We start from the raw sequence: 22,724 nt of genomic DNA on the forward strand, positions 1-22,724 counted from the left end.
AAGATAGAAAGTGGCACCAATCAGGCCGGGGTCGGTGCCAGCCAGGCCACCAGTGCTGTCAGCACCAGCAGCAGAGGCAGAGCGATCAGCACGAACAGGCCGTTCCAGCGGAACGCCACCACCCATCGGGAAATCTGCCCGAACCTCGAGAGCAGCATCACCGAGGGCCCGAAGGGCGAGAGCATCATGGCCAGGGAGAAACCAATCACCAGGGCCACGGCGACCGGCAAGAGGTCCATTCCCTCCGCCACCAGTTGGGGCAATAACCCGGCCTGAACACTCAGCACCGTGATGGGAATGACCCCGATCATGGAGAACATCGGCATCATCAGCATGCCCAGCATAGCCACCAGGAAAACACCCCCACCGGTTGCCACCAGGCCAGCCAGGGCATCGGCAGGGATCACGGCAGACAGGGCCACCCCGAGGATCGCGGAGGCGGCGAAAATAGCCATTTCATTGTGCATGGTCCACACCTGGCCCACGCCTTCCTGCAAAACCGGCATCAGCCGGCGTTCCTGCCAGAACATGTAAAGCAGCGTCACGGTGGGCACCGCCAGCATGGCCGCCACCGACACCTTGAATCCGGTCGTCGCCACCAGACCCGCCATCACCGCGAACACCACCAGAATCAGCGCCAGCAGGCGCCCGGTGCCCGGCAGCCAGCCCTCAACGGCAATACGCTCACTACTGACTTTGCGAAACCGGCGCTGCTCCAGCACCCAGCCAACCAGCACCATCAACAGCGCCGCGATCAATCCGAATGGCAGTAACTGCGACCAGCTCAGCTGGGGCAACTCCCGGGTGAGAATAGCCACGGCCACACTGGTGGGCGCCACCAGCGGCACCAGAGCAAACCCTCTCAGGGCACTGATCAGGACACTGCGCAACCACTGCAAACGGGAGTCACCGGTAATGCCCCGCTCACGCAGCGTCTCCGAGAGTGTGCCGCACAGCAGGTTCATCATGCCAAAACTCAGGACCGTCGCGATGCCACAGCTGACCAGCGCATACTTGGGGTACAGCAGCAAGGGTTTTCCGCCCAGCAGTACATCGTGAATCCGGCGCAGCACCTCGAATCGGCGCACCAGGCACTGCATCATCCCCAGGCTGCCCAGGAAGGCTGCATAGAACGCCGCATCCGACGCTGCCTTCACCAACAACGCGGCATCCAGTGTTCCACGCACGGCCAGGGCGCCCAGTACAACCAGAGCAATCACCAGCAGCATCCGGGCATAACCCTGCAAGCGCCCGGCACCAGCCAGGAACGCGGAGACAAACATGATCCCCGCGAGCGCGCTCAGCTCCCGGTGTCCGAGGCAGATGGCCACCAGCTCTGTCACCACGGCCAGGGACACGAGCCATTGCAGAATACTGGTCATGACAGGCCCGGCCGATCAGGTTTGAACACTGCTTGCATTTCCTTAATACCCGGATTAGTCTTTCAATACGCAATTACAAAACTGTGTTTCGCTTAACGAAACGATGTTACCACAAATTTAGCACAAATTACTCGGGAATCCCCATGATCGAGCTTCCCGATAAACGCTTTCAGGAGAATATAAATGGCTTCCGCACCCTGGAATGACCTGCTGGGTTTCGACACGCAACTGGACGAGACCGAGCGTCAGGTCCGCGACAGCATCCGCAGCTTCTGCGACCAGCAACTGATGCCCGGTATTGTCGAGGCTAACCGGCATGAGAAGTTCGACCGCACCATCTTCAATCAGATGGGCGACCTGGGCATGCTTGGCGCCACCCTTCCGGAAGAGTATGGCGGGCCGGGCCTGAACCACGTCTGCTACGGCCTGATTGCCCGGGAAGTGGAGCGGGTGGACTCGGCCTATCGCTCGGCGCTGAGCGTCCAGTCATCGCTGGTCATGTATCCGATCTTTTCCTATGGTCAGGAAGCCCTGAAAAAACGCATCCTGCCAAAGCTGGCGTCCGGTGAATACGTGGGCTGCTTCGGTTTGACCGAGCCCAACCACGGCTCAGATCCCGCTGGCATGGAAACCCGCGCCAAAAAGGTCGACGGCGGATACCTGCTGAGCGGCTCGAAAACCTGGATCACCAACTCCCCGATCGCCGATATCTGCGTAGTCTGGGGCAAGCTTGACGGCAAGGTCACCGGCTTCGTGATCGAACGTGACGGTGCCAAAGGCCTCGACACCCCGAAGATCCCGGGCAAATTCTCCCTGCGCGCCTCTGAAACCGGCTCCATCTTCATGGATGACGTGTTCGTGCCAGATGAAAACAAGCTGGACGTCGAGGGCCTGAAAGGTCCGTTCAGTTGCCTGAACAAGGCCCGCTTTGGCATCAGCTGGGGCTCCCTGGGTGCCGCTGAGTTCTGCTGGCACGCGGCCCGCAATTACACCCTGGAGCGCAAGCAGTTCGGCAAGCCACTGGCAGCCAACCAGTTGATCCAGAAGAAACTGGTGGACATGCAAACCGAGATCACCATCGGCCTGCAGGCGGTTCTGCAATTGGGCCGCATGATGGATGCTGGCACCGCCACGCCGGACGCCATCTCGCTGCTCAAGCGCAATAACTGTGGCAAGGCCCTGGACATCGCCCGTGTGGCCCGCGACATGCACGGCGGCAACGGCATTTCCGATGAGTATCACGTGATTCGACACGTCATGAACCTGGAAGCGGTGAACACCTACGAGGGTACCCACGATGTCCACGCCCTGATTCTTGGCCGTGGCCAGACCGGCATCCCGGCGTTCAGCTGAGTTATTGCACACACGCAAACGAGGTTATCCCATGAACTTGAACTACACCGCCGAGGAACTCGCCTTCCGTGATGAAGTCCGCGCGTTCCTGGACAACAAACTGCCCGCGGACATTGCCGCCAAGGTAAAGGGGTTCCGCCGTCTGTCCAAAGAGGACCATCAGCGTTGGCAGAAGATCTTGAGCGCTCAGGGCTGGTACGCCACCCACTGGCCGGAAGAATACGGCGGCGTGAAGTGGACGCCGGTCCAGAAGCACATCTGGGATGAAGAGTCCTGCCGGTATGGCGTGCCGCGGTCCGTTCCTTTCGGGGTGAACATGGTGGCACCGGTCATCATCAAGTTCGGTAACGAGGAGCAGAAGCAGAAATACCTGCCGAGGATCCTGAGCGGTGAGGACTGGTGGTGCCAGGGCTACTCCGAGCCGGGCGCCGGTTCGGATCTCGCCTCCCTGAAAACCCGGGCCGTGCGCGAGGGTGATTATTACATCGTCAACGGTCAGAAAACCTGGACCACCCTGGGCCAGCACGCCAACATGATTTTCTGCCTTGTGCGCACCAATACCGAGGTGAAAGCCCAGGAGGGCATTTCCTTCCTGCTGATCGACATGAACAACCCGGGCATCACCGTGCGCCCGATCATCACCCTTGATGGCGAGCACGAGGTGAATGAGGTGTTCTTCGAGGACGTCAAAGTCCCCGTGGAAAACCTGGTGGGTGAGGAAGACAAGGGCTGGACCTACGCCAAGTACCTGCTGACTTATGAGCGCACCGGTCTCGCCGGTATCGGCCTGTCCAAGGCGGCCCTGTCGCACCTCAAGCAGCTGGCCTCCCGTCGCCTGAAAAACGGCAAGCCACTGATCGAGGATGCCGCTTTCAGCCAGCGCATTGCCCAGGTGGAAATAGACCTGATGGCGGCCGGAATCAGCAACCTTCGCATCATTGCCTCAGTTGAAGGCGGCGGCATGCCGGGTGCGGAAAGCTCCATGCTGAAGGTCCGCGGCACCGAAATTCGCCAGACCATCAATGATCTGGCTCGCCGGGCCATTGGCCCCTACGCAATCCCGTTTGTGGAAGAAGAGCTGGACCTGAATTACGACGGCGAATTCCTCTCTGACGAGAACGCCGCGCCACTGGCGGCCCAGTACTTCAACAACCGCAAGCTTTCGATTTTCGGCGGATCCAACGAGATCCAGAAAAACATCGTGTCGAAAATGATTCTCGGGCTTTAAGGAGGCGACCATGGATTTCCGACTCAACGAAGAGCAGCAGATGCTGCAGGACACCGTGGCCCGCCTGGTGCGCGGTGAATACAGTTTTGAAAAGCGCCTGGAATACAGCGAATCGGAGCTGGGATTCAGCGCCGATTTCTGGAAACAGCTGGGCGAGCTGGGCCTCACGGCTGTGCCCTTCCCCGAAGAGCTGGGTGGTTTTGGCGGCAGCGGCGTTGAAGTGCAGAGCGTGATGACCGAACTGGGTCGCGGCCTGTGCATCGAGCCCTACTTGCAATCTATCGTCCTTGGCGGTGGGCTGATCAGCCAGGCCGGCAACGGCCAGCAACACGAACAGTGGCTTGGCGGCATCGCCAGCGGCGAAATGCGCGCGGCTGTGGGCCTTCAGGAGCCCCAGAGCTTTTATGATCTGAACGATGTGGAAACCCGGGCCGAGAAATCCGGTAACGGTTACGTGCTGAATGGTCGAAAGGCCGTGGTCATCGGCGGTCACTGTGCCGACGTACTGGTGGTGTCTGCCCGCACTTCGGGCGACAGCCGGGATGCCAATGGCATCAGCCTGTTCCTGATCAGCTCCGACGCCGAAGGACTGGAACGCCGCATCTACCCGACCATTGACGGCACCAAGGGCTGCGACCTGTTCCTGAACAACGTTAAGCTGAGCTCCAATGCCCTGCTGGGCGAGGAAGGCAAGGCCGCCGAGGTTATTGAGTACCAGGCTGGCCGTGCCATTGCCGCACTGTGCGGCGAGGCCGTGGGCGCCATGGAAGTGGCCTGTGACCTGACCCTGGAGTACCTGAAACAGCGCAAGCAGTTTGGTGTACCCATCGGCAAGTTCCAGGTGCTTCAGCACCGGATGGTGGACATGATGTCGGAACTGGAACAGGCCCGCTCCATGGCGATCCTGGCTGCCAGCGTCGCCGACGAACCCCAAAGCGACGAGCGGCGCCGGATCCTGGCAGCCGCCAAGAATGTCATCGGTCGCAGTGGCCAGTTCATTTCCGAGCAGGGCATCCAGTCCCACGGTGGCATCGGCATGACCTGGGAGTACAACTTCGCCCATTACGCCAAGCGCCTGATCATGATCAACCATCAGCTCGGCGACGACGACTTCCACCTGGAGCGTTACGCTGCCCTGCTACAGTAAACTGCAGACAACCGTTATTCAGGGGATTGGGGACATCACAATGACAACAAACGAACAGTCGACTGAACAGGATCTGAGAAAAGCCGAATGGAAAGTCCGGACCGAACTGGCCGCCGCCTACCGGCTGGTGGCCCTGTTCGGCTGGGACGACCTGGTATTCACCCACCTGTCGGCCCGGGTGCCCGGGCCGGATCATCACTTCCTGATCAACCCTTACGGGCTACTGTTCCACGAAATCACCGCCTCGTCGCTGGTGAAGGTGGACCGGGATGGCCAGGTGGTGGAGGCCGGCGGCCTTCGCCGTGTCAATCCGGCCGGCTTTACCATTCACAGTGCGGTGCACATGGGCCGGGAAGACGCCGGCGCGGTAATGCATCTGCACGCGCCCGATGGCGTGGCAGTATCCGCCCACCGGGACGGCCTGCTGCCCCTGAGCCAGACCGCCATGCTGTGCCTCAATCACCTGAGTTACCACGATTACGAGGGCGTGGCCCTGAACCTGGACGAACGGGAACGGCTGATCCGGGATCTGGGCGACAAGTCCATGATGCTGCTACGCAATCACGGCGTACTGACCGCAGGCAAGGATGTGCCGGAGACCTTCACCTATCTGTATTTCCTGATGAAAGCCTGTGAGATTCAGGTCAAGGCCCAGAGCTGCGGCCCCACCTGGATGCCATCGGAACAGGCCATCCAGACCACGGCGGACCAGTCACAGGCGCTCGGCGGTGCCGCAGCCCTCACCTGGCCGGCCCTGGTTCGGCTTCTGGACAGTAAAAGCCCCGGCTACGCGGTCTGACTTAGCTGCCAGGAGCGCCGATATGCTGACAGTGGAACTGGACAACCTCGACCGCCACAAGAACTCGGTGATTGGCTACAGCCCCTGGAAAACCATCACCCAGGAGATGATACAGGCTTTCGCCGATGCCACCGGTGACCACCAGTGGGTTCATCTGGATGTGGAACGGGCAAGGCGTGAGTCGCCCTGGAAGAGCACCGTGGCCCATGGTTATCTGACCGCCTCCCTGATTCCACTGCTGAATCAGCAGGTCATTGACGTGCAGGGCAAAAGCGCCAGCATCAATTACGGCCTGAACAAGCTACGCTTCCCCGCCGCCGTGAAGTCCGGCGCCCAGATCCGCAGCAAGCTGGAACTGCTGGACGTGTCCCGGGTGGACGACCAACGCACGCTGGCCACCTATCGCACCACGGTGGAAATCCGCGGCGGGGACAAGCCCGCCTGCGTGGTGGAGAATCTGGCCATGTACGTGCGAAGCTGACCCGCTCAGGACTTGCCCTCCCACTCCTCTTCCTGCAACGCTCGCCACATCAGCTTGCCAGTGGGCGACTTCGGCAATTGGTCGACAAACTCGATCAGGGTGGGAATCTTGTAGGCCGCCATCTGCGCCTTGCACCAGGTGATAATATCCTCCGCCGAAGTCTTGCCCTCCGCCTCCGGGGTCAGCACGATACAGGCCTTCACGGTCTCACCGCGCTTGGGATCCGGCGAGGAAATAATGCAGACTTCGTGGATCCCGGGATGGCGATACATCAGGCCCTCGACCTCTGATGGCCAGACCTTGTAACCGGACGCGTTAATCATCCGTTTGACCCGGTCCACCATGAAGAAATAGCCCTCCTCATCGTAGTATCCCAGATCACCGGTCCGGAAAAAGCGCTTGCCATCAATCTCCACAAACGCGGCTTCGGTTTCCGAAGGGCGATTCCAGTAACCAATGGTGACCTGAGGCCCATTGGAGACGATTTCACCGGTCTCCCCGGGGCCTTTTTCCTGCAAGGTGTCGACATCAATGATCCGGCTGTCCACATCAAATACCGGAATACCGAGGCACTGGGGCTTTGGGCGATTCGAGGGATTGATGTGGGTGGCCGCCATGGTTTCCGACAGACCGTATCCCTCAATGTAGTCCAGACCGGTCATGGTCTTGAGCTTGGCAGCCACGGACTCCGGCATGGCGGCCCCGCCACCGCCGATGGTGGTGAGACTGGTCAGGTCGTACTGGCCAATGTCGGGGTTGGAAAGAAAATCCACCGCCATGGTGACAATGTTGGTCCAGCCGGTGACTTTGTACCGCTCGATCAGCCGTGCCGCGGTGGTGCGGTCCCAGCGGGTCATGATGATTATGGTGGAACCGCTGTAGATGGGGCTGTTCATGGAGCCGGTCATGCCGGTGACGTGGAAGAACGGCAGGGTCGCCAGTTGCACCGTGTTGGCGGTGCTGAGGTTCCAGAACGCCCGGTGCACGGCGGTGGCCATCACGCTGCGGTGCGTGTGCATGCAGCCCTTGGGCGCGCCGGTGGTGCCGGAGCTGTAGGGAATCACGGCAAGATCTTCCGGGCCGGCGGTATGGGCAGACGGCCTATGATTTTCCGCCAGCGCCTGCTCCCAGCTAACCACACCGGCCATCTCACTCGACCAGGCCGGGGCGGCGACTTCGTTAGGAAGAGCCAGATCGGTGTCCGGGGCAATGTACGTGCTGTAGGAGGCCACCACTATCTGGTTAAGATCTGTGGTTTCCAATAACGGAGTGATAAAGCCGGCCAGTTCCTGACCCGCCAGGCAGACATGGGCACCGGTATCCGCAACGAAGTGCTCCAGCTCGGCCGCCCGGTTCATCGGGTTGATGGGAATCACTACGGCATCCGCACGCAGAATGGCGTAATAGGCAACCACGTACTGGGGTGAGTTCTGCATATACAGCAACACCCGGTCGCCTTTTGCCAGGCCCTGAGCCTGCAGATAGCCGGCCATCGCCTCCACTTCCCGGAACAGCTGGCTGTAGGTCATCGGCGCATCGTAAAAAATGATCGCGGTACGGTCCGGATAACGCCGCGCGGAAATTTCCAGGTTGGTAAACACGCTGGTCCGGGGCAGCGCCATGCTCTTGGGCAGTTCTCTCGGCCAGACGGCGTAATGGCGGGTAAATGTCATCGTTGTGATCCCCTTATTCGGTTCAGTGAGCCGCTGTCGCGGCCAGATCAAAAACGTCGGTGCCGCCGGGCAGAGCTTCCCGGTGGCGCAATGGTGTGATGGCGATGGCGTTGTCTCGCAACACGCTGACGTCCTCATCGGGCGCCACGATGTGGCGGGAGCTGCGATCAAAACCCAGCCACCAGTACGGCAGGCTGCGGGCATCCTGACCCGCCAGCAGGCGCGCGCTCTGGATCGAGCCGTTGGACTGCTTGCACCACCGTGCCTGGTTAATCGCCGCCACCTCGCAGGCGGGGAAATTCACGTTCCAGGCCCGGTTCTGTCCCGGCTGCCACAACTGGCGGATAACGGTTTCCCCAAAGATGGAGACCGGCGACCAATCCACTCCTTCCCGGCTCAGAAAAGCCTGGCTCAGTGCCATGGCGGGTATCCCCATATGCTCGGCACTGAGTACCGCCCCGACGGTGCCGGAATACTGCACGGAGTCGCTGATATTGGCGCCGCAATTCACCCCGGACAGCACCAGGTCCGGCGGCGTTTCCCCAAACCACTGGGCCAGCGAATACAGCACGCAATCCGCCGGCGTGCCGGAGACCGCAAAGCGCTTGTCGCCCTGCTCATACACCCGTAACGGGTCATGAATGGAGATACTCTGGCCGGCGCCGCTGCGATCATGTTCCGGCGCGACGACCCAGACTTCCTCGGCGAGGTTGCGGGCGATCTGCTCGAGCACTTTCAGGCCTGGTGCGTTGATGCCGTCGTCGTTGGTGATCAGGATGCGACGGACGATAGCGCCACCCATGACTTCAGACTCGCTCATGACCGGTCTCCTTCACTGGCAATTTTCCAACCCACATCTGCCAGCAGGCTCGCCCGCTTGCCCACGTCCAGGGCATTGGCATTGGCGGCATTGCCATCCAGCGCCCGCTTGTAGACGCCCTGAAGAATAGACGCCAGCCGGAACAGGGAAAACGCCAGGAACACGTGCCAGTCGGCAATGCCATCCCGGCCGGTCTGGCGGCAGTATCGGGCAATGGTTTCCTGCTCATCCGGAATACCCAGTGCCTCCAGATCCTCACCCAGCAGTCCTCTCATGCCTTCCAGATCCGATGGCAGGTAATAAGGAAGACAGTAATAGGCCAGATCCGCCAATGGATGGCCCAGCGTCGAAAGCTCCCAGTCCAGGATGGCAATCACTTCCGGACTGTCCGGCGCCAGCATCAGATTGCCAAACCGGTAATCGCCATGGGCGATAGCGCATTCATCGGTGGAGGGCAGATTCTCCGGCAGCCAGGCCATGAGTTTGTCCATGGCCGGCAGTTCGTCGGTTTTTGATGCCAGGTACTGTTTACTCCAACGGGAAACCTGCCGCGCAACATAGCCTTCCGGGCGGCCAAAATCGCCGAGGCCAACAGCATTCACATCCACCGAGTGCAGTTGCGCCAGGGTGTCGATGGCGGAGTGATGGGCTGGTAACCGTTCGTGACGATCCAGCGCCCTCAGGGCAGAGTGGCTGACGATGCGGCCCTCAAGGTAGTCCATGACATAGAACGGCGTGCCGATGACATTGCTGTCTTCACACAGGGCCCGGGTGGTTGGCACCGGGACGCTGGTGTGTTCGGACAGGGCACGCATGACTTTGTACTCCCGCTCGATCATGTGAGCAGAGGGAAGGGTTTTGCCAGGCGGCTTTTTGCGCAGCACGTATTGGCCGCTGTCGGTGTCCAGCAGGAACGTAGGGTTGGACTGGCCGCCCTGGAATTGCCGGACATCCAGCCTTGTGCCGAAGCCCGGTATGGTCTGCTGCAGCCAGCTCAGGAGGCTGGCTTCATCGAATTTGTGGGCCGGGAGGACTTCTACCAGCTCTGGGGTGATGCTCATGTTTTGTTTTGCCTTCCGTTTTGGGGGCAGCGGCCGGCTGGCAGGGGTGGCCTTTCTTCCGGAAAAAAGCAACTCGCTTTGCTCAGACATCTTTTTTCCTGCAGAAAGGCCACCCCTACCCACCGGCCTCGGCATACTTTTGTTTGGCTACCCCAAACAAATGGTTTGCTAACAAATCGTTTCGCCGCCATCGGCTACGATGACCTGGCCGGTGATGTAGGCGCTGGCCCTGGTGGACAAAAACACTGCGAGGCCGGCGATATCTACCGGTTCGCCAATTCGGCGCAACGGCGTTTTATCTTCCGCGCGTTTGACGCGTACCGGGTCTTCCCACAGGGCTTTGGCGAAGTCGGTCTTGATCAGGCCCGGAGCGATGCTGTTAACGCGGATGCCCTTCGGCCCCCACTCCACGGCCAGGTTGCGGGCAAGAGCCGCTTCCGCAGCTTTGGACACGCCATAAGTGCCGATGGTGGTATTGCCACGGATACCGGCGATGCTGGACAGGAGCACAACCGCGCCTTCGCCTTTCTCGGCCATCTGCGGCAGCACCATGTTGGTGAGCCAGAAGGTGCCCTTGACGTTGGTGTCCATGATCTTGTCCCAGGCGTCGTCGGTCATTTCCGCAGTGGTTCCGTAGACCGGGTTGGTGGCGGCGTTGCACACCAGCACGTCGATAGCGCCCCAGGCTTCGTTGGTTTTATCCACCAGGTTCTGCAGCTCGTCTTTTTTACCGACATGGCAGGGAATGGCGATGGCTTCGTAGCCCTGGGCTTTCAGTTCACTGGCCACCTGTTCACAGGCCTCGGCCTTGCGGCTGGAGATCACGACCCTGGCACCCAGGCGGGCCATTTCTTCGGCGATGGCGCGGCCGATGCCTTTGGTGGAACCGGTGATCACCGCAACCTTGCCGGTCATATCAAAAAGCGGGTTAGTCATCGTTCCGTCCTCATTCTCAAAGCTTGGGGAACGAACGGGGAGGAACCTGCCGGGACTGTGCAAAACATGGATGTTTTGCTCAAGCCTACAAGGGTCAGTTCGAGCGTTTATGAAGCGAAGCTTCATGCGACAAACTGACGACGGCAATCTGTGATTGCCGGCCGGACCCCGGAGGGGTATTCACGGCGTGTCCCGGCAGGTGCCTCCCCGGTCGTTCATGCGCCCGACGAATCGGGCCGAAAATCTTTAGCGGTACTGACGAAGCTCAATCTTGGCCACAGAGTCCAGATGCACCTCATCGGGCCCGTCCGCCAGACGCAGTGTCCGCACCTTGGCCCAGGCTTCCGCCAGGAAGGTGTCCTGGGAAACACCGGCGCCGCCGTGCACCTGAATAGCCCGGTCCAGCACCTTCAGTGCCATGCTCGGGGCGATCACCTTGATCATCGCAATCTCCTGACGGGCCACCTTGTTACCAACGGTGTCCATCATGTGCGCCGCTTTCAACGTCAACAGCCGCGCCTGCTCAATCTCGATGCGGCTGCGGGCAATGTCCTTGCGGATGGAATCGAAACTGGACAGGGGCTTGCCAAAGGCTTCACGGGCATTGGCACGCTTGCACATCAGTTCCAGTGCCCGCTCGGCCACACCAATCGTGCGCATGCAGTGGTGAATACGGCCCGGCCCAAGGCGCCCCTGGGCGATTTCGAAACCCCGGCCCTCACCCAGCAGGATGTTTTCCACCGGCACCCGCACATTCTCGTAGTGAATCTCCGCATGTCCGTGGGGCGCATGGTCGTAGCCGAACACCGTCAGCGAACGAATCATCTTCACGCCCGGCGCGTCCAGGGGCACCAGAATCATCGACTGCTGCTGGTGCTTCTCGGCCTTCGGGTCGGTCTTGCCCATGACAATGGCGATTTTCGAGGTGGTGGTCATGGCGCCAGAGGACCACCACTTTTTCCCGTTGATCACATACTCGTCGCCGTCGCGGCGGATTTCACAGGCGATGTTGGTGGCATCGGACGAAGCCACATCCGGCTCAGTCATGGAAAAGCAGGAGCGGATCTCGCCAGCCAGAAGCGGCTTCAGCCACTTCTCCTGCTGCTCCTTATTACCGTAGCGGGCGATAGTTTCCATGTTGCCGGTATCCGGTGCGGAACAGTTGAACACCTCCGGCGCCATAGCGGAGCGGCCCATGACTTCACACAAATGGGCGTATTCGTAGTTGGTCAGCCCGGCCCCGAATTCACTTTCCGGCAGGAACAGGTTCCACAGGCCGGCGGCTTTCGCCTTGACTTTCAGTTCCTCGATAATTGGTACCGGCGCCCAGCGGTTCTCTGCCTGCTCAATCTGCTCATGGTGTTTATGCTCATTCGGGTAGATATAGGCATCCATGAACTCGTTCAGCTGCGCCTGCAGCTTTTTCGCCTTGTCAGACAGTTCAAACATGTCCGCTTCCTCTTGGTGTTGTTGGCATTAAATCGGTAACCGTTCCGTCAGATAGGAACGCCCTCTGGCTTGTCGCTGCCGGACCGAATCCGGAAAGTGCCCTCGGCGATGGCCAGCAGGTTGCCCTTGTCGTCATGAACCTCGCCGGTGCTGTTGAAAATGCGAGTGCCTCCGGCGCGCTTGCGACCGGTGACCTTTATGGTTCCGCCAGAACACTGCCCGGTGAAGGTGGTGGTCAGGGACAGGGTAATGGCTTTGCGCATCCGCCCGGGGTAGGGGCAATGGGTGCCCGCCTGGGCCAGCACAATGTCCAGCAGCGAGGTGAGCACACCGCCGTGGATCACTCCACCCAGATTCAGGTGCCGGGGTTGCAGTTCCAGCTCCAGCACCGCCTCATTCTCTTCCCAGGACACCTGACGATAACCCAGCAGGCTGTGAAAGCCGGGCAGGTCTTTTCCATCGGTAAACAGGGGCTCTTGCTCACTCATTACACTTTCATTCCTGGCAGGTTAAGGGACGCGGTATTACCACCGTCCACGGGCAGGGACTGACCGGTGATGTAGCTGGCATCGTCGCTGGCAAGAAACAGGATAGCCGCAGCGATTTCCTCGGGGTTGCCATACCGGCGCAGCTCGCAACGGGCCCCGAGCTTATGGGCTTTTTCATTGGCTCGGGCGTAGTCGAACACCGCCCGGGTCATGCCGGTTTCCACCAGGCCGGGACACACCGCGTTCACCCGCACGTTGTCGCTGCCCAGATCACAGGCGGCGGTCATGGTCAGGTTGATTACGCCGGCTTTGGAGGCACTGTAGGCATTGCCGCCAGCGCCGGACCGGATGCCCGCCACCGAGGCGGTGTTGACGATGGCACCGAGCTTGCGGGCCTGCATGTGCGGCGCCACGTGTTTGATCAGCAGCATGGTGCCCACCAGATTCACCGACAACACCTGGTCCCACTCGGCACGGTCGTTTCCGGTAACCGGTGGGTGACCCTTGCCGGTGCTGGCAATGCCGGCAATATTGCAGAGCACGTCGATCTGCCCGAACGTCGCCATGGTCTCGTTCACCAGGGCTGCCACCTGGGCTTCGTCAGCCACATCCACCAGCCGTCGCAGGCAATCGGTGCCCTCGGGCAGCTGGTTTTCGGTTTCCACCAGGCCTGCGTCCGAGGTGTCTGCCAGGATCACTGAGGCACCCTCCCGGGCCAACCGCAGGGCTGTTGCCCGGCCGATGCCGCTGCCGCTGCCGGCGCCAGTGACAATGGCCACCCGTTGATCAAACCGTCCCATACCCATGCTCCCCGGACTGTCTCATTATTGTTGATGGTGTTGGGGTCTTTCTGTTCAGGTAATTTGTCACGCCTTCCGGTTTTGAGTCAATATATTCGGAAGTTAATTTCACTAGATAAAACACGATAACACCGAAGAGGCAAAAAATGGAAAGCGGGAAGCCAGATATGCCGGTCTACGCGCCGATCGATCCCAGTGAGTCCATGGACGCAATCGGACATCGCATACAGCACTACGCCCAAACCCGGGGCAGCCACCCGGCAATCATCGATGAACAGGGCACTCTGGACTGGCGCGGCCTTGTCGATCAGGTCAACCGCATTGCCAACCGGTTGCGTGAGGCGGGTCTGCAGCCGGGAGAGTCGGTGGCAGCATTGTGCGGTACTGGCCGCGACGATGTCGCACTTTACCTGGGCACACTGGTGGCCGGGGGCTGCATGGTGCCGCTGTCCGGCATGGCCAGTGCCGAAGCGCTGGCCATGATGGTGGCGGATTGCCAGGCACGCTTCCTGTTCGTGTCCGGTCACCATCAGGCGCTACTCATCGCCTTGCGGGGCCAACTCACCAGCGTACCGACGGAGCGCATTATCAGTCTGGGTGGCCCACTGGACGGAGCCGGTTACCAGCTTGTTGACTGGCTGGCGCCGGCCACTACCACCGCCCACCCCGAACCGGTCACTCTGGATGACCCGTTCAACATCATTTACAGCTCCGGCACCACGGGCACGCCCAAGGGCATCCTGCACGATTACCGCTTCCGCCAGCGGCAGATGGTAAGGATGAGCCGCTACGGGCTGGACGGCGATGCGATCAACCTTGTGTCAACGCCCCTCTACTCAAACACCACCCTGGTTTCGGTGTTGCCCACGCTCTATCACGGCGGCACCCTGGTGCTGATGGCGAAATTCGATGCCCGCCGTTTCCTGGAGCTGGCTGAAACCCACCGGGTAACCCACGCCATGCTGGTACCGGTGCAGTACCAGCGAATTCTCGCGGAGCCGGATTTTGACCGGTTTGACCTCTCCAGCTTCAAGCTCAAGCTCTGCACCAGTGCCCCGTTGCGGTCCGCGGTGATTGCCGACGCCATGGCGCGCTGGCCCGGCAATCTCCGGGAAGTTTACGGCCTCACCGAAGGTGGCATATCCACCAGCCTTGATTGCGCTGCCCACCCGGACAAATGGGACTCGGTTGGAGTGCCCACCCAAGGCGCCGAGGTACGGGTGATTGGCGAGGATGATCGTGAGCTGCCCCGGGGCGCCACCGGTGAGATCGTGGGCCGTGCCATTTCCATGATGCGAGGCTATGTGAATCGCCCCGAGCAGACTCGGGAGATGCTCTGGACGAGCCCGCAGGGCAAGGTGTTTTACCGCAGCGGTGACATGGGGCGAATTGACGAGGACGGCTTTATTTACATCCTCGATCGCCGGAAGGACATGATCATCTCCGGTGGTTTTAACGTCTACCCGGTGGACCTGGAAAAAGTGCTGCTGGCGCACCCGGCGGTCGCCGACGCCACGGTGATCGGCATTCCCAGCGAACAATGGGGGGAGACGCCATTGGGCCTGGTGGTCATCCGACCCGGCCAGGACGAAACCGAAACCGCGATCCTGGAGTGGGCCAACCGCCAGCTGGGTAAATCCCAGCGCCTTGCGGCCATCGAATTCCGGACCACGCTGCCCCGTTCCGCCATCGGCAAGGTGCTGAAACGCGAACTTCGGGCGCCCTACTGGGCCGGAACCTGAGGCTACGAAAGGTAGGGTGCCCCGTGATTCTGCCTGGTATCAGCCATTGGGCTATCCTTCACTAACACTCCGTAATGAGGGACCGATCAACCTGCTATTGCAAAAAACAAGACATGTGTTAGATTCAGAGAACTCCAATTCACCATGCAGTCATTAGTTCTGCACAGTGAAACAAAGAAAGACCCATTGGTCATAAACAAAAAGCCATTAATGCACAAGTACAACAACGAATGAGGCCAACCATGACTTTGTTTACCAACGCCCGAAGAAAACTGACCGTCTTTGCCTCGGCAATGACCCTTGGCCTGTCGGCAGCCCTCGTCGCCACGCCCGCTGCCGCCCAGGATGCCGTTACCTGGAAGGTCCAGTCGCACTGGCCCGGTTCCAGCAGCTCTTATACTGACAGCCTGGGCAGACTCAAACGGGTACTGGAAGAGCGCACCGATGGCCGCCTGAAGCTCCAGCTGTTCGAGGCCGGCGCCCTGTTCAAGGCAACAGACACATTTAATGCCGTCAGCCGCGGCATTCTGGAAATGGGCACGATTTCACCGTCCTATGCCCAAGACAAGATCTCCCTGGCCGGCATCGCCTCTGGCCTGCCGTTTGCCTTCCGCAATGTCTGGGAGGCTGCCTATTTCCACCAGAACATGGGCTTTGAAGCCATGCTGCGCGAAGAAGCGGCGCAATACGGCGTCTACTGGGCGACCGACAAGGTCTATCCCACCGAAATGGTGGTCAAGAAGCCGATCAAAAGCTGGGAAGACTTCACCAGCCTGAAAATTCGCTCATCCGGTGCCCTGCAGACCTTTCTGACCGAAGCTGGTGCCGCCGCCTCCTACATCCCGGGAAGTGAGCTCTATTCCGCGCTGGATTCGGGTATTGTCGATGGAGCCCACTGGGGCGCTGCACAGGGCGCGCTCAGCATGGGCCTCTATGAGGTGGCCAAGTATCACGTTCAGCCCGCGCTCAACATTGCCGGTACCGACGTGATCATTGTCAGCCAGAAAGCCCTGGACAAGCTGCCGGAAGACATGCAGAAGATCGTCAAGGATGCCCTTGCCGAGCAGTTCTGGGTGCGCACCAACGAATACCAGTACAAGGAACAGCTGGCACTGGCGAAAGCCCAGGCGGAATTCGGTGTTGAGGTGAATACGCTGCCCCAGGACGTTCAGCAGAAGCTGGCCCAGACCGCCCAGAAACTGTGGGATGAAGAAGGCAAGCGCGGCGAGAAGGCCGAGAAGGCACTGGAAATGCTGAAAGGTTTCCTGACCGATCTGGGTTACCTGTAAGAGCAGTCAGCTGCTGAAACCAAGCCGGGGCATGCCCCGGCTTTCTTTCCCCTGAAAACCAACGATTTGCCGGAGCGTGTCATGAGTGTGCTGACAACATTCATGAGAGGGGTCACCCGTCTCAATGATTTTATCGGGCGCGGGATTGCGCTACTGGTGTTTGCCATGTTCGGCTTCCTGCTGCTGGAAGTCGGTTTCCGCTACCTGCTCAACTCGCCCACGGTCTGGACCAACGAACTCTCTCAGATGCTGTTCGGGGTCTATGCCATCATGTCTGGCGGTTACATCATGGCCCACCGGGGTCACGTGAACGTGGATCTGCTCCACTCTCACCTCGCTCCCAGAAAACGCGCCGTCATGGACATTATTACATCGGTCGTTTTTTTCATCTTTACCCTGGCACTGCTCTGGTTCGGCATTGATGTCGCCAGCGAATCCATTGCCAGTTGGGAAACCTCCTATTCCGCGTGGAACCCGCCGGTCTGGCCCGTCAAGCTGGCCATCCCGATCGGGACCGGCCTGCTGGTGTTACAGGGTCTGGTGAAACTGCTGGAAGACATCGCGATCGCCTTCAACCTGGATTATTACCAACCGGCCCGGGAAGAGCCTGAAGACTCCGAAGGAGAGTACCTGTGAGCATTGAAATACTGACCCTGCTGTTCTTCGGCTCGCTGCTGTTCTTCCTGCTCCTGGGTTTGCCCCTGGCCTTTGTGCTCGGGGGCGTATCGGTGGTGTTCCTGTACTTCACCTGGGGCTTCGATTCCTTTTACATGGTGGTCTCGCAGATCTCGGGCACAATGGCCAGCTTTACCCTGGTGGCCATTCCCCTGTTCGTGTTCATGGCCATGGTGCTGGAACGCACCGGTGTCGCAAAAGACCTCTACCGGATGATGCACCTGTGGTTTGGTGGCCTTCGGGGTGGCCTGGCTCTGGGCACCCTGGCCATCTGTGCGGTCTTTGCCGCCATGGTGGGTATCAGCGGTGCGGCGGTGGTGGCCATGGGCACCATTGCCCTGCCGTCCATGCTGGAGCGGGGCTACGATCGCAAGATGGCCCTTGGCGTGATTAACACTGGTGGCGGCTGGGGCATCCTGATCCCGCCCAGCATCCTGATGATCCTGTACGCCCTGATTACCGGGGTGTCCGTAGGCCAGATGTTCGCCGCCGGCATTATGCCCGGAGTGTTGTTGATGGTGCTGACCTCCATCTACATTGTTGTGCGCGCCAATCTCCAGCCGCACCTGGCTCCGGCCCTGCCCAAAGAAGACCGGGGCACCTGGCCGGAAAAACTGCGCGCCCTGAGGGCCGTATTGCTGCCAATCGGTGTTGTGGTAATGGTGCTGGGCTCGATCATCGGCGGTATTACCACGCCCACGGAAGCCGCCGCCATGGGGGTACTCGGTGCACTGATCTCGGCGGCAGTCTATGGGGAATTGAAGTGGTCGGTCATGCAGGACGCGGCCATCCGCACCTTCAAACTTACCGGTATGATCATGTGGATCCTGTTTGCCGCCCACGCCTTCAGTGCGGCCTACCAAAGCATGGGCGCCCAAGCACTGATTGAAGGTCTGATCCAGTATATCCCCGGCGGCCCCTGGGGCATCATCATTGCCATGATGGTGATCATCTTCTTCCTGGCCATGGTACTGGACCCGGTAGGTATCATGCTGATCACCCTGCCGGTCTTCATGCCCATCGTGAAATCACTGGGGTTCGACCCAATCTGGTTCGGCATCCTGTTCGTGATCAACATGGAAATCGGCTACAAGACCCCGCCCTTCGGCTTTAACCTGTTCTACCTCAAGGGCGTGGTGCCACCGGGCATTACCATGAAGGACATCTACACTTCGGTGATTCCGTTTGTGCTGATCGAGATCCTGGCCATTGCCATCATCATGATCTTCCCGGAAATCGCCACCTGGCTGCCGGATCAGTTCTTCTGAGACTGATACAAACCCGGGAGTTGCCAGGCAACATCAGTAAGCGCTAATCTCAATGAGCCTCCGGAACAAGGGAACCGGAGGCTCCCCCACAAGGAGAGACGCTTATGCCCAAACAATCACCTGCTTTGCTCCGCAGTGCCGCAATCGCAATGTTGCTTGCCCTGTTCACAATTTTTTCCGTCAGCAGCCACGCCCAAAGCCTGTCCGATCAAAAAATTTCTTCTTTTATTGAAAGCCTCAAAGCCGCAGAAAAACTCGAGCCCGAGTTCGAGGATCTCAGCGATGAAATGGATGGGGAAGACGACGGCACTATGCCGGATTTCTCCCGCATCTTTTCGGATTCACTGGACGAGCTGAAAGGCCATGAGGCCTACAGCCGCCTTGAAGAGCTCGCCCGGGATCATGGCTTCAGCAACCTCGAGGAATGGGCATCCACTGGTGACAGGGTTTTCCAGGCCTGGATGGCCATTGAGATGGAACAGCAGAACCCGGCCGCCCGGCAGGAGATGAACGCTGCCCTGGCGGAGATTGAAAACAACCCCGATATGACCGCCGAACAGAAAGCCCAGATGCGCGCGATGATGGAAAGCGCTATGGGTGCAATGCAAAGTGCAAGCAACGCGCCTCCGGAAGATGTGGAAGCGGTCCGCCCTCACGCTGACGCATTGCGCCGCCTATCGGACGACCAAAACTGATAAGTGGGTTACATCTAAAACCGATAACGCTCCTTGAAGGGTTGTCGGTTTTCTCGAACTCTCTGAATCGCCTCCCCCCATATTGATTATCGTTCCCCCGGAAAGCCTGCCTCACCGGCGGCTTTACACGCGGCTAATAACTAAAGTTCCTGGTTTTAGTGCCGTAGGATAAGTGTCAGGAATAAAACTTCTTGCTTCGCTAACTTTTTCAAAGGGGCGCCAAATGTTGTTACGAAATTTCCTGGGAAATCTTGCCGTGGGCAAAAAACTCGCAGCGAGTTTCACCATTCTTCTCCTTCTTCTAATCATCATCTCCGCCGTCAGTATCTCTTCACTCGACGAATACAATCAGCGGGCATTAATCGTGGAACAGGCCAATGCCGTCGAAATTGCTCTGCTGGACGCACGAACAGAGGAAAAGAATTTCCAGCTTCGAAGAGGCACTCAGTTTATCAACCGTGCCGTTGAGCTTGCAGATAAGGCTGATAAAGCCCTGACACCGCTCATGGGAATGATCGAAGAAGCTGAAGACCGCCAACTGGTAGAGCGGATATTGACGGACATCCGATCTTACAAGGTGCTTCTGCAAAAATACGAAGCCAATATTTCCGCGCAGCCTGAAATCGTTTCATCCATTGAAGAGCAAATGCTCGCCGCGGCCCGCAATGCCATTGACCAGACCGAGGAGCTGAAAAAGCGGGAACAGACGCTGATGGCAGAACGATACGATCTGACAGTGACTGAAATCATTGTAGTGACCGTCGTCGCGATCCTCATCGCCATCACCGTAGCTTGGATCCTCACCCGGGCAATCACTGGCCCCATTAACGAAGCAGTTGGTATCGCCAACAAGGTGGCCTCGGGCGACCTTACCGTGGACATTCACAGCCAGCGGGGTGACGAGTTCGGTCAGTTACTAGCTGCATTCGGGACCATGGTGACCAACCTCAGGGAACTGGTACGCGAGATCGATACCGGCGCATCCAGTATTGCCTCGTCCTCAGAGGAGCTGTCCACCGTAACCAACCAGACCAGCCAGGGTGTGGCAGAACAACAAAGCCAGACTGACCAGGTCGCCACTGCCATGAATGAGATGGTGGCCACCGTCAACGAAGTGGCAAAGAGCGCCGAAGCCGCCTTCCAGGCTGCCAACCATGCCAGTGAGAAGTCCGGAAGTGGTGAAAAGGCCGTCAGGGAAACCCTTGAGTTTGTTGCGGATCTGAACAAACAAAGCGCTGAGGTGACGAAGCAACTCAACAGCCTGCAGGCTGAAACCAACAACATCGGTACCGTGCTGGATGTGATTAAATCGGTTGCTGAACAGACCAACCTGCTGGCGTTGAATGCGGCCATTGAAGCTGCCCGCGCCGGAGAACAGGGCCGGGGATTTGCCGTAGTGGCGGATGAAGTCCGGTCACTGGCACAACGAACCCAAAGCTCTGCAACCGAGATTGAAACCCTGATCAGCAACCTTGTCACCAGTGCGGCAACATCGGTTTCCAGCATGGAGAAAGGAAGCACACTTGCAGAACAGACACTGGAACGGGCGGAGCTTGCGGGTACCACCATCCAGGAGATGGCAGCTGCAGTTGAGGAAATCCGCCAGTACAACAGCCAGATTGCCACAGCTGCCGAAGAACAAAGTTCGGTGGCTGAGGACATCAACCAGAACGTAACCCAGATCCGGGATGTCGGCGATCAGTCCGCTGCTTCCACAGAGCAGGTTTCCGCAGCCAGTGAAGAACTTGCGAGGCTGGCAGAGGGCCTGAGCACTCAGATAGCCCGATTCAAAGTCTGATTCAGACACGCGAAGACAAAAAAGCCCGACGGTAAAACCCGCCGGGCTTTTTTCTGCACCGCCGGTCAGCAAGCCGGCTCAGGCAGTCTTCACGCCGTCAGGTTGTAAACAAAGACAACCGCAACCGCGATGGGCGTGGCAAACCGGATCAGGTTGTACCAAAGGGTAAAGGCACCGCCTTCCAGGGCCAGATCCTTTTTCAGCGACTCCCTGGCAACGAACCAGCCGACAAACACCGCAGTCAGCAGACCGGACAGTGGCAGCAATACGTTGGCGGTAAAGAAGTCCAGAAGATCGAAAATGGTCTTGCCTTCGAAGCGCTCGAACATCGCCAGCGGGGTAATATCCGCCCAGACGTTCAGGGACAGGATCGAGGCAATACCGAGGGCCCAGCAAAGTACACCAACCAGGATGGCACTACCAGAGCGGGCCATGCTGGTCTTCTCTTCCACCCACTCGACCACCGGCTCCAGCAGGGAGATACCGGAGGTCCAGGCGGCGAACAGCAGTAGGACGAAAAACAGCGTGCCAAACAGGCTGCCCATGGGCATGTTGCCAAAGGCCAGCGGCAGGGTCTGGAAGATCAGGCCAGGGCCGGCGCTGGCTTCCAGGCCATTGGCGAACACCACCGGGAAAATCGCCAGGCCGGCCAGCAGCGCTACCACGGTATCCATAAGCGCCACACTAACGGCGGTGCGGCCGATGGAAATGTCCCGGCCGAGGTAGGAGCCGTAGGCCATCATGATCGCCATACCCAGGCTGAGGGTGAAGAAGGCATGACCCAGAGCAATCAGAACCCCGTTAATCGAGAGCGCTCCGAAATTCGGGGTGAACAGGAAGCTCACCGCCTCACCAAAGTGACCAGTCGTGGTGGCGTAGCCAACCGCGACCAGCAGCAGCACAAACAGAGCCGGCATCAGAATGGTCACAGCCCGCTCCAGACCACTCTTGAGGCCCCGGGAAACCACCAGAATCACCAGTGCCATGAAGAGGGTGTGCCAAAGCAGCAACTGGCCGGGACTGGCCAGCAGATTACCGAACAGATCACCGATGGACTCAGCAGTTCCGCCTGTAAAATCGCCCATGGCGGCGTGGCCTACGTAGGACGCTGCCCAACCGCCAATAACGGAATAGAAGGACAAAATAACAAACGCGGCGATCATCCCGATGATCGCGGAGATCCGCCAGCCCGGAGAACTGAGATTGCGCTCGGCGACCAGGCGCATGCTGGTGATGGGGTTATGGCGGCCATTCCGGCCGATGAACACCTCCGCCATCATGATCGGAATACCGATGACTGCTATACACAGCAGATACACCAGTACAAAGGCGCCACCACCGTTTTCGCCGGTGACATAGGGAAATTTCCAGATATTACCGAGACCAACGGCAGAGCCGGTTGCCGCCAGAATAAACGCCAACCGGGAGGACCAGAGACCACGAGCGGCCCCTGCACCGTTACCCGAAACCGAGTTGGACTGAGTCATGTTGTGTTCCTGTGCTTTTGGCTGAGGAATGTCTTTGAAAAGGGAGAGCCACGGCGCTGCCGGGGCAATTGGGGCGGGATTCTGCCAGCACTGGCTTTTCGATGCCAGTGCTGGCAACCGGCGTAACCGGAACAATCCGGTCCGCCGGCTGGG

20 protein-coding genes are annotated in these 22,724 nt (G+C 59.4%); 11 read left to right on the forward strand and 9 right to left on the reverse strand.

Annotation, left to right across the window (positions count from 1 at the left end):
- Window positions 1-20: 20 nt before the first annotated feature.
- On the reverse strand, window positions 21-1,382 hold the full coding sequence (locus tag CLH62_RS10220; protein ID WP_099618057.1) for a hypothetical protein: 1,362 nt from the start codon (window positions 1,380-1,382) through the stop codon (window positions 21-23).
- 183 nt (window positions 1,383-1,565) lie between these two features.
- Between CLH62_RS10220 and CLH62_RS10225 the strand changes: the two genes are divergently transcribed.
- The 5 genes from CLH62_RS10225 to CLH62_RS10245 are packed head-to-tail and all read left to right on the forward strand — an operon-like array spanning window position 1,566 to window position 6,390.
- Window positions 1,566-2,735, forward strand: coding sequence for an acyl-CoA dehydrogenase (locus CLH62_RS10225; protein WP_099618058.1), 1,170 nt, complete (start codon window positions 1,566-1,568; stop codon window positions 2,733-2,735).
- A gap of 31 nt (window positions 2,736-2,766) precedes the next feature.
- The gene (locus CLH62_RS10230; protein WP_099618059.1) at window positions 2,767-3,963 is read left to right on the forward strand and encodes an acyl-CoA dehydrogenase family protein; all 1,197 of its coding nucleotides are present in this window, start codon (window positions 2,767-2,769) and stop codon (window positions 3,961-3,963) included.
- A 10-nt stretch (window positions 3,964-3,973) separates the two neighbouring features.
- Window positions 3,974-5,110, forward strand: coding sequence for an acyl-CoA dehydrogenase family protein (locus CLH62_RS10235; RefSeq protein ID WP_099618060.1), 1,137 nt, complete (start codon window positions 3,974-3,976; stop codon window positions 5,108-5,110).
- Window positions 5,111-5,150: 40 nt separating this feature from the next.
- Window positions 5,151-5,909, forward strand: coding sequence for a class II aldolase/adducin family protein (locus CLH62_RS10240; RefSeq protein ID WP_099618061.1), 759 nt, complete (start codon window positions 5,151-5,153; stop codon window positions 5,907-5,909).
- A gap of 22 nt (window positions 5,910-5,931) precedes the next feature.
- Entirely contained in the window at window positions 5,932-6,390 is a 459-nt protein-coding gene (locus CLH62_RS10245) for a MaoC family dehydratase (protein WP_099618062.1), read from the forward strand.
- 5 nt (window positions 6,391-6,395) lie between these two features.
- Here the strand turns inward: CLH62_RS10245 and CLH62_RS10250 are convergent, their stop codons facing one another.
- The 7 genes from CLH62_RS10250 to CLH62_RS10280 all read right to left on the reverse strand — a co-directional run bounded on the left by CLH62_RS10250 (window position 6,396) and on the right by CLH62_RS10280 (window position 13,617).
- Window positions 6,396-8,063, reverse strand: a complete 1,668-nt coding sequence (locus tag CLH62_RS10250; protein ID WP_099618063.1) for a long-chain fatty acid--CoA ligase — start codon at window positions 8,061-8,063, stop codon at window positions 6,396-6,398.
- Window positions 8,064-8,085: 22 nt separating this feature from the next.
- Window positions 8,086-8,865 carry a 5'/3'-nucleotidase SurE gene (gene surE / locus CLH62_RS10255; protein WP_099618834.1) on the reverse strand — a complete coding sequence of 260 codons (780 nt, stop codon included), beginning with the start codon at window positions 8,863-8,865 and terminating at the stop codon, window positions 8,086-8,088.
- Window positions 8,866-8,879: 14 nt separating this feature from the next.
- Entirely contained in the window at window positions 8,880-9,944 is a 1,065-nt protein-coding gene (locus CLH62_RS10260; protein WP_099618835.1) for a phosphotransferase, read from the reverse strand.
- Between the two features lie 168 nt (window positions 9,945-10,112).
- Window positions 10,113-10,880 (reverse strand): SDR family NAD(P)-dependent oxidoreductase, encoded by a 768-nt coding sequence (locus tag CLH62_RS10265; protein ID WP_099618064.1) that lies wholly within the window; start codon window positions 10,878-10,880, stop codon window positions 10,113-10,115.
- A gap of 246 nt (window positions 10,881-11,126) precedes the next feature.
- Complete coding sequence (locus CLH62_RS10270) at window positions 11,127-12,329, reverse strand: acyl-CoA dehydrogenase family protein (RefSeq protein ID WP_099618065.1); 1,203 nt, start codon at window positions 12,327-12,329, stop codon at window positions 11,127-11,129.
- A gap of 47 nt (window positions 12,330-12,376) precedes the next feature.
- The gene (locus CLH62_RS10275; protein ID WP_099618066.1) at window positions 12,377-12,817 is read right to left on the reverse strand and encodes a PaaI family thioesterase; all 441 of its coding nucleotides are present in this window, start codon (window positions 12,815-12,817) and stop codon (window positions 12,377-12,379) included.
- Window positions 12,817-13,617 carry an SDR family NAD(P)-dependent oxidoreductase gene (locus CLH62_RS10280; protein ID WP_099618067.1) on the reverse strand — a complete coding sequence of 267 codons (801 nt, stop codon included), beginning with the start codon at window positions 13,615-13,617 and terminating at the stop codon, window positions 12,817-12,819. Before CLH62_RS10280 ends, CLH62_RS10275 begins: the two co-directional genes overlap by 1 nt.
- Window positions 13,618-13,763: 146 nt before the next feature.
- On the opposite strand from CLH62_RS10280, the gene CLH62_RS10285 reads away from it, so the two are divergent.
- From CLH62_RS10285 to CLH62_RS10310, 6 genes are all read left to right on the forward strand, one after another.
- Window positions 13,764-15,359 (forward strand): class I adenylate-forming enzyme family protein, encoded by a 1,596-nt coding sequence (locus CLH62_RS10285; protein ID WP_099618068.1) that lies wholly within the window; start codon window positions 13,764-13,766, stop codon window positions 15,357-15,359.
- Window positions 15,360-15,601: 242 nt separating this feature from the next.
- Complete coding sequence (dctP, locus tag CLH62_RS10290; RefSeq protein ID WP_099618069.1) at window positions 15,602-16,648, forward strand: TRAP transporter substrate-binding protein DctP; 1,047 nt, start codon at window positions 15,602-15,604, stop codon at window positions 16,646-16,648.
- Between the two features lie 81 nt (window positions 16,649-16,729).
- Window positions 16,730-17,284 (forward strand): TRAP transporter small permease subunit, encoded by a 555-nt coding sequence (locus tag CLH62_RS10295; protein ID WP_099618070.1) that lies wholly within the window; start codon window positions 16,730-16,732, stop codon window positions 17,282-17,284.
- Window positions 17,281-18,591: a TRAP transporter large permease gene (locus tag CLH62_RS10300; RefSeq protein WP_099618071.1), complete on the forward strand. Its 1,311-nt coding sequence runs from the start codon at window positions 17,281-17,283 to the stop codon at window positions 18,589-18,591. The genes CLH62_RS10295 and CLH62_RS10300 overlap by 4 nt, the downstream gene beginning before the upstream one ends.
- A gap of 104 nt (window positions 18,592-18,695) precedes the next feature.
- Window positions 18,696-19,286, forward strand: a complete 591-nt coding sequence (locus CLH62_RS10305) for a hypothetical protein (RefSeq protein WP_099618072.1) — start codon at window positions 18,696-18,698, stop codon at window positions 19,284-19,286.
- Window positions 19,287-19,509: 223 nt separating this feature from the next.
- The gene (locus tag CLH62_RS10310) at window positions 19,510-21,084 is read left to right on the forward strand and encodes a methyl-accepting chemotaxis protein (RefSeq protein WP_099618073.1); all 1,575 of its coding nucleotides are present in this window, start codon (window positions 19,510-19,512) and stop codon (window positions 21,082-21,084) included.
- Window positions 21,085-21,173: 89 nt separating this feature from the next.
- On the opposite strand, the gene CLH62_RS10315 is transcribed toward CLH62_RS10310, so the two are convergent.
- Window positions 21,174-22,571, reverse strand: coding sequence for a sodium-dependent transporter (locus CLH62_RS10315; RefSeq protein WP_099618074.1), 1,398 nt, complete (start codon window positions 22,569-22,571; stop codon window positions 21,174-21,176).
- Window positions 22,572-22,724: the final 153 nt, after the last annotated feature.

The organism is Marinobacter guineae, assembly GCF_002744735.1.
GTDB classification, from domain to species: domain Bacteria; phylum Pseudomonadota; class Gammaproteobacteria; order Pseudomonadales; family Oleiphilaceae; genus Marinobacter; species Marinobacter guineae.